The 15,295-nt window shown below is 55.3% G+C and carries 14 protein-coding genes; 12 read left to right on the top strand and 2 right to left on the bottom strand.

Annotated elements, in window-relative coordinates:
• The first annotated feature begins 85 nt into the window (after window positions 1-85).
• The 7 genes from C3451_RS13020 to C3451_RS12990 all read left to right on the top strand — a co-directional run bounded on the left by C3451_RS13020 (window position 86) and on the right by C3451_RS12990 (window position 8,377).
• Window positions 86-1,585: a sugar ABC transporter ATP-binding protein gene (locus tag C3451_RS13020; protein ID WP_045622316.1), complete on the top strand. Its 1,500-nt coding sequence runs from the start codon at window positions 86-88 to the stop codon at window positions 1,583-1,585.
• 2 nt (window positions 1,586-1,587) lie between these two features.
• Window positions 1,588-2,571: an ABC transporter permease gene (locus C3451_RS13015; protein WP_045622318.1), complete on the top strand. Its 984-nt coding sequence runs from the start codon at window positions 1,588-1,590 to the stop codon at window positions 2,569-2,571.
• A gap of 46 nt (window positions 2,572-2,617) precedes the next feature.
• Window positions 2,618-3,568, top strand: coding sequence for an ABC transporter substrate-binding protein (locus C3451_RS13010; RefSeq protein ID WP_000858088.1), 951 nt, complete (start codon window positions 2,618-2,620; stop codon window positions 3,566-3,568).
• A gap of 11 nt (window positions 3,569-3,579) precedes the next feature.
• Window positions 3,580-5,169, top strand: coding sequence for an FGGY-family carbohydrate kinase (locus tag C3451_RS13005; protein WP_045622320.1), 1,590 nt, complete (start codon window positions 3,580-3,582; stop codon window positions 5,167-5,169).
• Between the two features lie 60 nt (window positions 5,170-5,229).
• Window positions 5,230-6,225, top strand: coding sequence for a LacI family DNA-binding transcriptional regulator (locus tag C3451_RS13000; RefSeq protein WP_045622325.1), 996 nt, complete (start codon window positions 5,230-5,232; stop codon window positions 6,223-6,225).
• A gap of 28 nt (window positions 6,226-6,253) precedes the next feature.
• Window positions 6,254-6,901, top strand: coding sequence for an L-fuculose-phosphate aldolase (fucA, locus tag C3451_RS12995; RefSeq protein WP_017383181.1), 648 nt, complete (start codon window positions 6,254-6,256; stop codon window positions 6,899-6,901).
• A 114-nt stretch (window positions 6,902-7,015) separates the two neighbouring features.
• Window positions 7,016-8,377, top strand: coding sequence for an MFS transporter (locus C3451_RS12990; protein WP_022647234.1), 1,362 nt, complete (start codon window positions 7,016-7,018; stop codon window positions 8,375-8,377).
• A 32-nt stretch (window positions 8,378-8,409) separates the two neighbouring features.
• Here C3451_RS12990 and C3451_RS12985 read toward each other — a convergent pair whose 3' ends face one another.
• Entirely contained in the window at window positions 8,410-8,901 is a 492-nt protein-coding gene (locus C3451_RS12985) for a YajQ family cyclic di-GMP-binding protein (protein ID WP_022647233.1), read from the bottom strand.
• A 125-nt stretch (window positions 8,902-9,026) separates the two neighbouring features.
• Here C3451_RS12985 and panE point away from each other — a divergent pair, with 125 nt between their 5' ends.
• Together panE and yajL are read left to right on the top strand one after the other, a co-directional pair.
• Window positions 9,027-9,938 (top strand): 2-dehydropantoate 2-reductase, encoded by a 912-nt coding sequence (gene panE, locus C3451_RS12980; RefSeq protein WP_022647232.1) that lies wholly within the window; start codon window positions 9,027-9,029, stop codon window positions 9,936-9,938.
• Window positions 9,901-10,491: a protein deglycase YajL gene (gene yajL / locus C3451_RS12975; protein ID WP_022647231.1), complete on the top strand. Its 591-nt coding sequence runs from the start codon at window positions 9,901-9,903 to the stop codon at window positions 10,489-10,491. Before panE ends, yajL begins: the two co-directional genes overlap by 38 nt.
• 87 nt (window positions 10,492-10,578) lie before the next feature.
• On the opposite strand, the gene thiI is transcribed toward yajL, so the two are convergent.
• Entirely contained in the window at window positions 10,579-12,027 is a 1,449-nt protein-coding gene (gene thiI, locus C3451_RS12970; protein WP_022647230.1) for a tRNA uracil 4-sulfurtransferase ThiI, read from the bottom strand.
• Window positions 12,028-12,205: 178 nt separating this feature from the next.
• Between thiI and xseB the strand changes: the two genes are divergently transcribed.
• Genes xseB through dxs form a run of 3 tightly spaced genes read left to right on the top strand, consistent with a single transcriptional unit; the run spans window position 12,206 to window position 15,235 of the window.
• Window positions 12,206-12,448, top strand: coding sequence for an exodeoxyribonuclease VII small subunit (xseB, locus tag C3451_RS12965; RefSeq protein WP_003859094.1), 243 nt, complete (start codon window positions 12,206-12,208; stop codon window positions 12,446-12,448).
• Complete coding sequence (gene ispA, locus C3451_RS12960; RefSeq protein ID WP_022647229.1) at window positions 12,449-13,348, top strand: (2E,6E)-farnesyl diphosphate synthase; 900 nt, start codon at window positions 12,449-12,451, stop codon at window positions 13,346-13,348.
• A gap of 24 nt (window positions 13,349-13,372) precedes the next feature.
• A complete protein-coding gene (gene dxs, locus C3451_RS12955) occupies window positions 13,373-15,235 on the top strand; it encodes a 1-deoxy-D-xylulose-5-phosphate synthase (protein ID WP_022647228.1) in 1,863 nt (620 codons plus the stop codon).
• Window positions 15,236-15,295 lie beyond the last annotated feature (60 nt).

Genomic DNA, 15,295 nt, shown 5'->3' with positions numbered 1-15,295 from the left:
AAGGACGAAAGCTAAGTCGAGTTAGCTTATTAACTAAATCACTGTGGCTTGTGATTCATTGCCTTTCCAACACAGGAATTTTGCAATGTCAGAGACTCTTATTCAGATGACGTGCATTACCAAACGCTTTCCCGGCGTGCTGGCGCTGAATCAGGTTGATTTCGATTTACGCTGCGGCGAAGTTCATGCCCTCTTAGGTGAAAACGGTGCCGGCAAATCGACGCTGATGAAAATTTTATCCGGTGTTTACCAACCTGATGCCGGTGAAATTCGCTTTGAAGGGCAATCCGTATCATTCAGCGATCCGCTAAGTGCTCAGCATGCAGGTATTACGATTATCCATCAGGAATTTAATCTCTTCCCCGATTTAACCGTGGAAGAGAATATCTTTATTGGCCGTGAATTCTGCAAAAATAGTCGCTGGCAGTTAGATAAACGCGCCCAGCGACAGGCGGTTGAGAAAATACTGCACATGCTGAATTTAAAAATCGCCCCGGACGCCCGCGTCAGTGAATTAACCGTAGCCCAGCAGCAGATGGTGGAAATTGCCAAAGCGATTTCGGTCAATGCCAAAGTGCTAATCATGGATGAACCCACCGCCGCGCTGACCGAAAGTGAAATCGAGAGTTTGTTTGACGTCACGCGGATGCTCAAGGCTCAGGGCACGGGGATTGTCTACATCTCGCACCGTCTGGAAGAGCTGGCGCTGATCGCCGATCGCGCGACCGTCATGCGCGACGGACAATACATCGCCACCGTAGATTATGAAACGGTTCAGATCGGCGAGCTTATCGCCATGATGGTTGGCCGCAATCTCGATAACATCTACCCAAAACGCCCGCCGCATCAGCGCAGAGAAAAAGTGCTGGAGGTGAACGGCCTGACGCGTAATGGTGTACTGCATGACATCAACTTTACCCTCTGGCGCGGTGAGATCCTCGGTCTCGCTGGCTTAATGGGCGCAGGCCGAACTGAACTGGGCCGGGCCCTGTTTGGCGCCGATGCGATCGACGCTGGCACCCTGACGCTGAACGGCACCCCCACACGTATTAAAGACGTGGCTGACGCCATTGAGAAAGGCATCAGCTATTTAACAGAAGACCGCAAAAAAGAGGGACTCGCCCTCGGCCTTTCTGTTGAGATGAACATTATGCTCGGCAATTACCCGGACTACGCTGGCGTCGCGGGTAATGTTGATGAAAAACGCTGCCGGGAGTCCAGCCAGAAACTGGTAGATACGCTGCGAATAAAAACGCCACATCTGGAACAGGCGGCACTGAATTTAAGCGGCGGTAATCAACAGAAGATTATTATTGCCCGCTGGGTCTGCAAAGACACCGATATTTTAATTTTTGATGAGCCAACCCGGGGAATTGACGTTGGCGCCAAGCTGGAAATCTACGAATTAATGAATCGCCTTGTCGCTAAAGGTAAATCGATCATCATGATTTCATCCGAACTGCCGGAAGTATTAGGAATGTGCGACCGCATACTCGTGATGCGCAGCGGCCGCATTGCCGGCGAAATAGCGGCTGAGCACGCCACCCAGGAAAAAATCATGCAATACGCCACGCTGGAGGATTAATCATGTCCGTTACCGTTCCATCGCCGCAAAGCGGAAGTCATACGATGAAAATAAATAAAGCGCTCCTGATGCGTCTGGCGCCTCTTTTTAGCCTGGTATTGCTGGTTCTGTTTTTCAGCTTCAGCACTCCGTTCTTCTTTAATACTGAAAATATCATGACTATCGCCCTGCAAACGGCGGTGATTGGCATCATGGCCATTGGCGTGACCTTTGTGATTATTACCGCCGGGATCGACCTGTCGCTTGGATCGGTGGTGGCGTTCTCAGGGGTTGCGGTGGGCATCGCCGCCGGGTTTGGTATGCCGTTGCCGGTCTGTATTCTGGCAGGCGTGCTCGCAGGCGGACTTTGCGGCTATGTGAACGCGTTTCTGGTCACCAAAATGACCATACCACCGTTTATTGCCACCCTCGGCTTAATGATGTCGGTACGCGGCATCAATATGGTGATGACCGATGGCCGCGCGATTTATTTTTCTGACTACCCGCAGTTCAAGCTGCTAGCACAGGGTCGCCTGTTCGACGTTCTGCCTTATCCGGTGTTCTACCTGGTCATCGTGGCACTGATCGCCATGTGGATCCTGAAGAAAACGGTGATGGGCCGCTATATCTACGCTGTCGGCAGCAATGAAACGGCGGCACACCTTTCCGGGATCAAAGTCCAGCGAGTGAAAATTTTCGTTTACGCCTTCTGCGGCCTGTTAACCGGCGTGGCCGGGGTGATCCTCGCCTCTCGTCTCAACTCAGGCCAGCCAACCGTGGGCGTGGGTTATGAGCTGGAAGCCATTGCGGCGGTAGTGATCGGCGGTACCAGTCTGATGGGCGGCGTGGGCACGATTGGCGGCACCATCATAGGCGCGTTCATTATGAGCGTGCTGAAAAACGGCCTCAATCTCATGGGCGTGTCCCAGTTCTGGCAGATGGTGGCGATGGGCGTGGTCGTCGTTGCCGCCGTCTACCTGGACACGTTACGTAAAAGAATGCGTTAGGTTCTCGATACAACAAGCCCTGCCAACCCTACAACGGAGCAAAATAATGAAAACCAGCCATATCCTGAGCGCCCTGTCGCTCGTTGCCATCCTGTCCAGCAGCGCGCTGGCAAAAGATTTAAACCTGCCGGTGGTCAGTAAAGGTTACCAGCACGAATTCTGGCAGACGGTCAAAATGGGAACGGAAGCTGCCGCAAAAGAGTTGGGTGACAAAACCAGCTACGTTGGCCCTGCCGATGAAACGCAAATCGCCGAACAGATCCAGTTAGTCGAAAACACCATGGCACAAAAGCCAAACGGCCTGTTGCTGGCCGCACTTGATGCAAACGCCCTTGCCCCGCTGGTCGAAACCGCCAACAGCCGGGGGATCAAAGTGGTGACCTTCGACTCGGGCGTGAACTCGGATATCCCGGCCAGCTTTGTCGCCACCAATAACCGTAAGGCGGGCGCACAGGCTGCGGATGCGCTGGCGGAGCAGGTAGGCCAGAAGGGGAAAGTGGGTATTATCGCTCACGTAGCCGGGACGACGTCCGCCATTGAGCGCTCTGAAGGGTTCAGCGAGCGGATGAAAGAGAAGTACCCGAATATTCAGGTACTGCCGGTGCAATACAGCGATGGCGACCCGCAAAAAGCGATGGATAAAACCATTGATATGGTTCAGGCCAACCCGGATATCGCCGGTATTTATGCCACCAACGAAGGCTCAACCCTGGGCGTTGCGAACGCTATCGACAGCCAGAATCTGAAGGGCAAAGTAAAAGTCATCGGTTTTGACAGCACCGAAGCCATCATTAACTTCCTTAAAAACGGTGTGATTCAGGGCTTCGTGGTGCAGGACGCCTATCAGATTGGTTATCAGGGCATAAAAGCGCTGAACGCGGTGATTTCCGGACAGACGGTGGCCAAAGAAATTGATATTCCAGTGAAATATGTCAATGCGCAGAATATCAACACGCCTGAAATTGATAAACTGCTGCATCCGTTTGGTAAAAAATAAGGAAGTTCATGATGAGTGACGGCTATTTCCTCGGGGTAGATGTAGGTTCAGCCAGCGTTCGTGCAGGGCTTTACTCTGCGCAAGGCGAGCGTTTGAGCTTCGCGACCCGTCCGATTTCGCAGTTTCACGCCAGCAATGCGCGCGTGGAACAATCCTCTGTGGAAATCTGGCAGCAGGTTTGTGCGGTGGTGCGGGAAGCCGTCGACTCCTCTGGGATTTCACCTGACGCCATTCGTTCGATTGGCTTCGACGCCACGTGCTCGCTGGTCGCGCTGGATGCTGACGGTAACGGCCTGAGCGTCTCCCCGGACAGTCCGGCATCGCAGGACATCATTATGTGGATGGATCATCGTGCTCACGAAGAAACCGTTCACATCAATGCCACACGCGATCCGGCCCTGTGCTACGTGGGCGGCGAGGTCAGCATCGAGATGGAGTTGCCAAAACTGCTGTGGTTGCAGCGGCATCATCCTGAAACATGGAATCAGGCCTGGCGCTTTTTCGACCTTGCCGATTTTCTGGTCTGGAAAGCGACGGGCCAGGACGCCGCCAGCCTGTGCACCCTCACCTGCAAATGGAACTACCTTGCGCATGAGGCGCAGTTCAGCGAATCGCTGCTCAGGGAGGTGGGGCTGGAGACCTTACTGACAAAAATTCCCGATACTATTCTGGACGTCGCTGAATGCGTCGGGAAACTCAGCCCACAGGCAGCGCAAGCTCTGGGGTTGCCCGAAGAGGTGATTGTGGCAAGCGGCATGATCGATGCCCACGCGGGTGGCGTGGCGCTGACGGGCTCACACCCGGAAGGCACGCTGGCGCTCATCAGCGGAACCTCGAACTGCCATATGCTTGCCAGTCAGACGGAGATCCATACGCCCGGCGTCTGGGGACCTTACTGGAGCGCCATGCTGCCGGGCTACTGGCTGACGGAAGGCGGGCAAAGTGCTGCCGGGGCGCTGGTCGACTGGACGTTGCGCGAGCACGGAGTCAGCGCAGAGCTGTTTGCAAAAGCAGAAGCGGCGCAATGCCATCCGGTGGCATTACTCAACGACTGGGTAGCCGCGCTTGAACAGGAAGAAAAATATCCCACCCGCAACCTGCACATTCTGGCCGATCACCACGGCAACCGCTCGCCGCGTTCGCGTCCTGATGCCCGGGGCAGCGTTGTCGGTCTGACATTAGAGACCGGTGAGCGCGCGCTGGCGAGGCTCTATCTGGCCACGCTACAGGCCATTGCCTACGGCACACGACACATTATGGATACTCTGAAACATCATGGGCACACTTTGTCGCGCATTGTCATTTGTGGTGGAGCTACTCATAACCGGCTCTGGCTGCGGGAGTATGCCGATGCCACAGGCTGCGATATTCACCTTTTAGCCGAAGAAGATGCGGTCACTCTCGGCGCGGCCATTTGCGGCGCTGTGGCGAGCGGTGCATGGGCAACGCTTACCGACGCCACCCGGGAAATGGTCAAAGCCGGCGATATCATCACCTGTCGGCCGGAAACCGCGGCCTTCCACCGGCAAAAATATGAGGCGTACCTGATGCTGTGGACCCAGCAACAGGCGCTTAATCTCCTGATGCAGCAGGAAATGTAATGGCAGGATGCGTATGCTTTATCAGCAGTTTTTACGTACGTTAAGGATTGAGGCGTAGCGATGGCCAAAACAGTTGAACAGATAGCGAAGGATCTGAATTTATCCGTCACCACCGTGCGGCTGGTACTGAGCGGGAAAGCCGAACAGTATCGGATCAGTGTGAAAACACAGTCCCGAATTAATGAACACGTCGAGCGCTTCGGCTATACCCTCAACCATTCGGCGCGCAGTCTGAAGTTAAACAAAACCGAGACGCTGGGGCTCATCGTGCCCAACATCTCAAACGTGTTCTTTGCAACGCTCGCCGAGAAACTCGAACTGCGCTGCCGCCGTTCGGGTTACCAGCTGATGATCAGCTGTACTTACAACGATGTGGATTACGAAAACAAGCTGGTAAAAGCTCTGATGGCGCGCAACGTGGACGGCTTATTTATCGTTCCCTCGACGCTGGAAAATCAGCAGCATCATTTGCGGCAGATCCAAAAGCCACTGGTGCTCCTTGACCGGGATTTTGGCTTTACTGACAACGCGCTGGTAGAGAGTCATAACGAGGCTGGGGGGGATGAACTGGCCCGCAATATGCTGGAAGAGTGCAAAACGCCGCTCTGGTTCCTTGTGGGCGATACCGCACTGCCCAGCATTACGGACCGTCTGAACGGCTATTTGCAGGCCCTGAAAACAGCCGGTATTCACCATCGCGAGTGGGTCATCGAAGGGCCGGACAATACGCCGGAGGGGGGATATGCCCTGATGGATTCGCTTATCGACAGCCAGGGTGTTCCGCAGGCGTTTATCGCCTCATCGTTACCCGTCCTGGAAGGGGCAATCGAAGCCCTGCGGAAGCGTACCGGTACCGTGCCTCAACACATCAATATTGGCACCTTCGATGAGCACCCCATGCTGGGGTTCCTGCCTAACAGCGTCTGGTCCATGCAGCAGGATGAAGATACCTGGGCGGAAAAAGCGTTTGAACTGATGCAGCGAGCCATCGACGGCGAAGCGGTCAACGAGACGGCGAAAGTCGATATGAAGCTGGTCAAACGTTCCCGCCAGTAAAAATAAAACTGTACCCGGAGAATAAAAAATGGAACGAGCCCGATTAGCCAGAGACATTATCGACACCTGCCTTGAGATGACCCGCATGGGATTAAATCAGGGCACCGCCGGGAATATCAGCGTTCGCTATCGCGACGGTATGCTGATTACGCCGACCGGAATTCCCTACGAGCATCTGACCGAAGAGAGTATCGTCTATGTCGATGCACAGGGGCGACACGAAGAGGATAAACTGCCCTCCAGCGAATGGCGTTTTCATCAGGTTGTGTATCAGACCCGCCCGGATGCTAACGCCGTCGTCCATAACCATGCGGTTAACTGTACCGCCGTCTCGATACTCAACCGCCCCATTCCTGCTATTCACTATATGATTGCCGCCGCCGGGGGAAACTCCATTCCCTGCGCGCCTTACGCGACCTTCGGGACGCGCGCGCTGTCAGAGCATGTCGCGGTCGCGTTACGCGATCGCAAAGCGACGCTATTACAGCACCACGGTCTGATCACCTGCGAAGAAAATCTTGAGAAGGCACTGTGGCTGGCGCAGGAGGTAGAGGTGCTGGCAAAACTCTACCTGGCCACGCTGGCGATCGTGGATCCCGTTCCGGTACTCAGTGACGATGAAATTGCCATTGTTCTTGAGAAATTTAAAAGCTACGGGTTGCGCGTCGAGGCGTAATTTTTTATCCGGGGGTGCTTTTATCACACCCTCGTAATATCTCTTAAACAAACACCTATTTACCGCACTTATCACCCCGCCTAAACTATGGCCTGCTTTTTGGTAGAGGTGGTAATGAACGATTATAAAATGACGCCAGGTGAACTGCGTGCGACCTGGGGTTTAGGGACTGTTTTCTCGCTGCGGATGCTTGGCATGTTTATGGTCCTGCCCGTTCTGACCACATATGGCATGGCGTTACAGGGTGCCAGCGAAGCGCTGATTGGTCTGGCGATCGGTATCTACGGCCTGGCGCAGGCGATATTCCAGATCCCCTTTGGCCTGCTCTCCGACCGCGTGGGTCGCAAACCGCTGATTGTCGGCGGGCTGCTGGTGTTTGTACTTGGCAGCATCATCGCTGCCCTCTCCCACTCCATCTGGGGAATTATTCTTGGCCGCGCCCTGCAAGGTTCCGGGGCGATTGCCGCCGCCGTGATGGCGCTGCTGTCAGATTTAACCCGCGAGCAAAACCGCACCAAAGCCATGGCGTTTATTGGCGTCAGCTTCGGCGTTACGTTTGCCATTGCCATGGTGCTGGGGCCGATTATTACCCATTCACTCGGCCTGCACGCCCTGTTCTGGATGATAGCCGTGCTGGCAACCATCGGGATCGCACTCACGCTGTGGGTTGTGCCGGACAGTAAAAACCATGTCCTGAACCGTGAATCCGGGATGGTCAAAGGCTGCTTCAGCAAAGTCATCGCCGAGCCGCGCCTGCTTAAGCTGAACTTCGGCATTATGTGCCTGCACATTCTGCTGATGTCCACCTTTGTCGCCCTGCCCGGTCAACTTGCCGCAGCAGGTTTCCCGGCGGCAGAGCACTGGAAAATTTATCTGGTCACAATGCTGATCTCGTTTGTCTCCGTTGTGCCCTTCATTATTTACGCCGAAGTGAAGCGCAAAATGAAACGCGTCTTCGTGGGCTGCGTGGCGTTACTGTTGATTGCCGAGATTGTGCTGTGGGGCGCCGGCCCACATTTCTGGGAGCTGATCGCAGGCGTACAGCTGTTCTTCCTGGCGTTTAATCTGATGGAAGCCCTGCTGCCGTCGCTTATCAGCAAAGAGTCTCCGGCAGGATACAAAGGCACCGCGATGGGCATTTACTCCACCAGCCAGTTTCTCGGCGTGGCGATCGGCGGGTCCCTCGGCGGCTGGGTGGACGGCCTTTTTGATTCTCAGACCGTGTTCCTCGCCGGTGCGCTACTGGCGATGCTCTGGCTGTTTGTTGCCAGCACCATGAAAGAGCCGCGCTATGTGAGTAGCCTGCGGGTGGAAATTCCCGATGACGTGGCAATCGGTGACGCGTTACAACAGCGTCTGGAAGCGACAGAGGGCGTGAGCGAAGTGCTGATTGTCCCGGAAGAGCGCAGTGCGTATGTCAAAATTGACAGCAAAGTGACTAACCGCTTTGAGGTAGAGCAGGCGCTGAAGGCCTGAAAAAATGCCCGGTTTAGCCGGGCATAATTGTCTTAATCGCGGAAGTTTTTAAACTGGAATGGCTGACCGAGATCGCCGCCACGCACCAGCGCCATCACGGATTGCAGGTCATCACGGGATTTTCCGGTCACGCGGATCTCTTCCCCCTGGATCTGCGCCTGCACTTTCAGCTTGCTGTCTTTGATAAGCTTAACGATTTTTTTCTGTACCGCGCTTTCAATCCCCTGCTTCAGCTTCGCTTCTACAAACCAGGTTTTGCCGCTGTGAACAAAATCTTCCGGTACATCAAGTGAGGTCCCTTCAATGCCGCGCTTGAGCAGCTTGGCGCGCAGGATATCCAGCAGTTGGTTGACCTGGAAATCAGACTCACTCAGTACTTTGATTGTCTTGTTCGCGTCGTTCAGTTCAATGGTCGCCTCAACGCCACGAAAATCGAAACGTGACTCCACTTCACGAATAGCATTATCTACGCCGTTACGCGCTTCCTGCAGATCAACTTCAGAAACAATATCGAAAGATGGCATCTTTTCTTCTCCCTTCATTTTTGTTGCGTTGCATAATACCTGCAACGAGGCATAACGAGAAGCTTAGCTGATGGCGCTATACTTAGCGTCTTAGCACCTGGCGCAGTTGCAGGTGAGGAGGAACAATGAAAGTAACAGTGCTTGGATGCGGCGCCCTTGGTCAACTCTGGCTCAGCGCGCTATGCAAACAGGGACACGACGTTCAGGGCTGGCTGCGAATTCCCCAACCCTATTGCAGTGTGAATGTGATGGGTACAGACGGTTCAATTTTTAACGAGTCGTTGACGGCAAACGATCCGGAATTTCTCGCGAGCAGCGATCTGCTGCTGGTCACGCTGAAGGCCTGGCAGGTCTCCGATGCGGTGAAAAGCCTGGCCGCCCAATTACCTGAAAGCACGCCAGTCCTGCTGATTCACAACGGTATGGGTACCATTGAAGAGCTAAAGTCTGTCCGGCAACCGCTGCTAATGGGAACAACCACCCACGCGGCACGCCGCGACGGTAACGTCATTATTCATGTTGCCAGTGGCATCACCCATATCGGCCCGGCGCGTGAACAGCCCGGCGATTACAGCTATCTTGCGGATACCCTGCAAAGCACGCTGCCTGACGTCGCCTGGCACAATAACATTCGCGCAGAACTGTGGCGCAAACTGGCGGTCAACTGCGCGATCAATCCACTGACTGCCCTGCTGGATTGCCCTAACGGTGATCTGCGCCAGCATCCCGATCGGTTAGCGCTGATTTGCCGGGAAGTTGCCGCCGTCATTGAACGCGAAGGCTACCACACCTCAGAAACCGATTTACGTTATTATGTCGACCAGGTCATTGAGAGTACGGCAGAAAATATCTCCTCAATGCTGCAGGATATCCGGGCTATGCGGCATACCGAAATTGATTACATTACCGGTTATCTGTTAAAACGCGCCCGGGCACACGGCATTACCGTTGCGGAAAACAGCCGTCTGTTTGAGTTAGTTAAACGAAAGGAGAGTGAGTATGAGCGCATCGGCACTGGTATGCCTCGCCCCTGGTAGCGAAGAGACAGAAGCGGTCACCACCATTGATTTGATGGTACGTGGTGGTATTAAGGTTACCACCGCCAGCGTCGCCAGCGACGGAAGTCTGGCGATTACCTGCTCGCGTGGAGTCAAGATCCTGGCAGATGCACCGCTTGTACAGGTGGCGGACGGTGATTACGACATTATCGTGCTGCCGGGCGGTCTGAAGGGCGCGGAGTGTTTCCGCGACAGCCCGCTGCTGGTTGAAACCGTTCGTCAGTTTCATCTTTCCGGGCGTATCGTCGCGGCAATCTGTGCGGCCGCAGGTACGGTACTGGTTCCGCACGACATTTTCCCCATCGGCAATATGACCGGCTTCCCAGGCCTGAAGGATACGATTCCGGAAGACCAGTGGGTGGATAAACGCGTGGTCTGGGATCCGCGCGTTAACCTGCTCACCAGCCAGGGGCCGGGTACCGCCATTGATTTTGGCCTGAAGATTATTGACCTGCTGGTCGGGCGCGAAAAAGCGTACGAAGTGGCGTCATCGCTGGTGATGGCGGCAGGGATTTATAACTACTACGAGTAAAAAAAGCCGGGTGGCGGCTACGCCTTACCCGGCCTACAAGTGTACGGTACCGTAGGCCCGGTAAGCGAAGCGCCGCCGGGCAATAGGCTACGGGCGATACACCTTCACGTTCGCGAAGCCCTGCTCGCGCAGGTACAGCGCCTGTAAACGGCTCATGACCCCACGTTCGCACCACAGCAGATACGTTTTGCTCTGGTCGAGATCGCCAAACTGGGTGCTCAGTTTGTAGAACGGCAGCGAAACCACCTCCACGCCTTCCACCTGCAACGGCTTGTCATCCTGCTCATCAACAGAACGAATATCCAGAATCGTATCGTTAGCACCGAAGCCGCTGACCGTCTCCACCTCAACCACGTCCTGCTCGGTCTGCTGGGCGATCTCACGGATATCGATGTTGGACGCTTCCGCCACCACTTTTTCCAGGATGCTGAAATCGAAGTTCTCTTCTTCCGCTTCGATCTTCGCCTTCACCGCTTTAATGGTTGGACTTTTTGAGATCACGCCGCAATATTCCGGCATGGTGCGGGCAAAATCTTCAGTACCGATTTTACGCGCCAGATCGATGATGTGCTCTTTATCGTGAGAGATCAGCGGACGCAGGATCAGCGTATCAGACACGTTGTCGATAAGGCGCAGGTTGGTCAGCGTCTGGCTGGAGACCTGCCCCAGTGCTTCACCGGTGACCAGCGCTTGCACGCCGTAGCGCTCAGCCACTTTGGACGCCGCACGCACCATCATACGTTTCAGGACCACGCCCATCTGGCCGTCATCCACTTTCTCAAGAATTTCGCCAACCACTGGCTCAAAGTTGATCGCCACGAAACGCACGCGGTGAGAGCTGCCGAAACGGTTCCACAGGTAATGCGCCACCTGACGTACGCCGATTTCGTGCGCCGCGCCGCCCAGATTAAAGAAGCAGTAGTGCACGCGGCAGCCGCGACGCATCAGCATATAGCTGGAAACGCCGGAGTCGAACCCGCCGGAGATCAGCGACAGCACATCTTCTTGCGTGCCGATCGGGAAGCCGCCAATACCTTCATAACGGCCCTTAACCAGCAGCAGGCGATCGTTTTCGATCTCAAGATTAACGGTAACGTCCGGATTAGTCAGGCGCACGCGCGCCGTCTCAACGTGCTGGTTCAGACCGCCGCCGACATAGCGCTCAACGTCAATGGAGCTAAACTCATGCTTACCACGGCGCTTCACGCGTACGCAGAACGTTTTCCCTTCGATCTGATCGCGGTACTGTACCAGCGCCTTTTCGAAGATATCGTGCATATCGGTGAAGGGAACGTCTTCCACTTCCAGAATATGGTGAATACCCGGGATACGGGTCAGCGCGTCGCGAATATCAAGACGTTTGTTTTCGTCTTTCGCGCGGACTTCAACGTGGTCCCAGTGACGCACCACGGCGAGCGTTTCGTCGTAGTGTTTTAATACGTTACGAATGTTCCCGGTGAGAATTTTAATAAAGCGCAAACGCACGGATTGGCTTTTGATGGTGATTTCAGGGAACAATTTAATGATAAACTTCATGGCGGCAATGTTTCTTAGGCAAGCTTATAAAGGCTTGTAGTGGAAAATGATACAGCAGCCCACACCCGTGGCTGCATCCAGGCGCGCAAGTATACCACCATCGCGCCACTCGCGTTATTTGATAATTGCCCCGAGTCCGTTACCATGTCAGGGCGAAAAATTTAAGAGTCAATTCACTATGCCGAAGAAAAACGACGCACCGGCCAGTTTCGAAACTGCGCTGAGTGAACTGGAGCAGATCGTTACCCGTCTTGAGAGCGGCGATCTCCCGCTGGAAGACGCGCTCAACGAATTTGAACGCGGCGTGCAGCTCGCGCGCCAGGGGCAGGTAAAACTCCAGCAGGCCGAGCAGCGTGTGCAGATCCTGCTTTCCGACAGCGAAGACGCTAAAACCACGCCATTCACACCGGACGCCGAGTAAATGGATTTCTCCAACGCGCTTCAGGCGCGCGTCATCCGCGCCAACGACGCGCTGCGCCGTTTCATTGAGCCGCAGCCTTTTCAGAACACTCCTCTGGTTGAAGCCATGCACTATGGCGCACTCTTGGGGGGTAAACGCCTGCGTCCGTTCCTGGTGTATGCCACGGGCAACATGTTCGGTATCAGCGATAACACGCTGGACGCCCCGGCAGCCGCCGTGGAGTGTATCCACGCCTATTCGCTGATCCACGATGATTTGCCGGCCATGGACGATGACGATCTGCGTCGCGGTCAGCCGACCTGCCACATTAAGTTCGGCGAAGCGAATGCCATTCTGGCGGGTGATGCGCTGCAAACCCTGGCGTTCTCTATTCTGAGCGATGCGCCGATGGTTGAAGTGAGCGATCGCGATCGTCTGGCAATGGTGTCCGAACTGGCAATGGCCAGCGGCGTCGCCGGGATGTGCGGCGGCCAGGCGCTGGATTTAGAGGCTGAAGGTCGTCAGGTAACTCTGGAACAGCTGGAGCGCATCCACCGTCACAAAACGGGCGCCCTGATTCGGGCAGCCGTTCGTCTGGGCGCACTGAGCGCGGGTGAACGCGGGCGCAAAGCCCTGCCGATTCTGGACAGATACGCAGAAAGTATCGGTCTGGCATTCCAGGTTCAGGATGACATTCTGGATGTGGTGGGCGATACTGCAACACTGGGAAAACGTCAGGGTGCGGATCAGCAGCTTGGCAAAAGTACCTACCCCGCCCTGTTGGGCCTTGAGCATGCCCAACGTAAAGCCCGGGATCTGATAGACGATGCCCGCCGGTCACTGAATGAGCTGGCCGCGCAATCGCTGGATACCTCGGCACTGGAAGCGCTAGCGGACTACATAATCCAGCGTAATAAATAAACTATATATCTCGATGAGCCTTTGATGAGTTTTGATATTGCCAAATACCCGACACTGGCGTTAGTTGACTCCACTCAGGAGTTACGTCTGTTGCCGAAAGAGAGTCTGCCGAAGCTGTGTGACGAGCTGCGTCGCTACCTGCTCGACAGCGTTAGCCGCTCCAGCGGCCACTTCGCCTCCGGACTTGGCACGGTTGAGCTGACCGTGGCGTTGCATTACGTCTATAACACGCCGTTCGATCAGCTGATCTGGGATGTTGGCCACCAGGCCTATCCGCACAAAATTCTGACCGGACGTCGCGATAAGATTGGCACCATTCGCCAGAAAGGCGGCCTGCATCCGTTCCCGTGGCGCGGCGAGAGCGAGTTTGACGTGTTAAGCGTCGGCCACTCTTCCACCTCCATTTCCGCAGGCATCGGGATTGCCGTTGCCGCCGAAAAAGAGAATAAGCAACGCCGTACCGTCTGCGTGATTGGTGACGGGGCGATCACCGCCGGGATGGCTTTTGAGGCCATGAACCACGCGGGCGATATCAAACCGGACATGCTGGTGATCCTCAACGATAACGAAATGTCGATCTCCGAGAACGTCGGCGCGCTGAATAACCATCTGGCGCAGCTGCTGTCCGGTAAGCTTTACTCCTCACTGCGCGAAGGCGGGAAAAAAGTCTTCTCCGGCGTACCGCCGATCAAAGAGCTGCTTAAGCGTACCGAAGAACATATCAAAGGCATGGTCGTGCCGGGTACGCTGTTTGAAGAGCTGGGCTTTAACTATATTGGCCCGGTGGACGGCCACGATGTGTTAGGTCTGGTGACGACGCTTAAAAACATGCGCGACCTGAAAGGCCCGCAGTTCCTGCATATCATGACCAAAAAAGGGCGTGGTTACGAACCGGCGGAAAAAGATCCGATCACCTTCCACGCGGTGCCCAAGTTCGACCATACCAGCGGTTGTCTGCCGAAAAGCAGCGGCGGGATGCCGAGCTACTCAAAAATCTTTGGCGACTGGCTGTGCGAAACGGCGGCGAAAGACAACACGCTGATGGCGGTGACGCCTGCCATGCGTGAAGGCTCCGGCATGGTGGAGTTTTCCAAAAAATACCCGGACCAGTATTTCGACGTCGCCATTGCCGAGCAGCACGCGGTGACCTTCGCAGCGGGCCTGGCGATTGGCGGCTACAAGCCGGTGGTAGCGATTTACTCTACCTTCCTGCAACGCGCCTACGATCAGGTGATCCATGACGTTGCCATCCAGAAGCTGCCGGTGCTGTTTGCTATCGACCGTGCGGGCATCGTGGGGGCTGACGGCCAGACGCACCAGGGCGCATTTGACCTCTCCTTCCTGCGCTGCATCCCGGACATGGTGATCATGACGCCAAGCGACGAAAACGAGTGTCGTCAGATGCTGTATACCGGTTACCACTATCAGGACGGTCCCTGTGCGGTACGTTATCCACGCGGCAATGCCCTTGGCGTTGAATTACGGCCGCTGGAAAAACTGGACATCGGTAAAGGTCTGGTGAAACGTCGCGGTGAAAAAGTGGCGATCCTGAACTTTGGTACCCTGATGCCGGAAGCGGCAAAAGTCGCTGAAACCCTGAATGCGACGCTCGTCGATATGCGATTTGTGAAGCCGCTCGATGAATCTCTGATTCTGAGCATGGCGGAAAGCCATGAAGTGCTGGTCACGCTGGAAGAGAACGCCATCATGGGTGGCGCGGGTAGCGGTGTGAACGAAGTGCTGATGGCGAACCGTAAAGTCGTTCCGGTGCTTAATCTCGGCCTGCCGGACCACTTCATCCCGCAAGGCACTCAGGACGAGGCGCGCGCCGACATTGGCCTGGACGCCGTCGGTATCGAAGCTAAAATCCGCACCTGGCTGGCCTGATCCCTCCCCTTTTCTGCTCCTGCTATGCTTAAACGTATTGTTTAAACAGCAGGAGCGGAA

The sequence above is a fragment of the Enterobacter sp. 301B genome, from assembly GCF_003850715.1.
Lineage (GTDB): Bacteria > Pseudomonadota > Gammaproteobacteria > Enterobacterales > Enterobacteriaceae > Enterobacter > Enterobacter intestinihominis.
The sequence above is the reverse complement of the archived record's forward strand: the minus strand, read 5'-3'. Positions and strand labels throughout refer to the sequence as shown.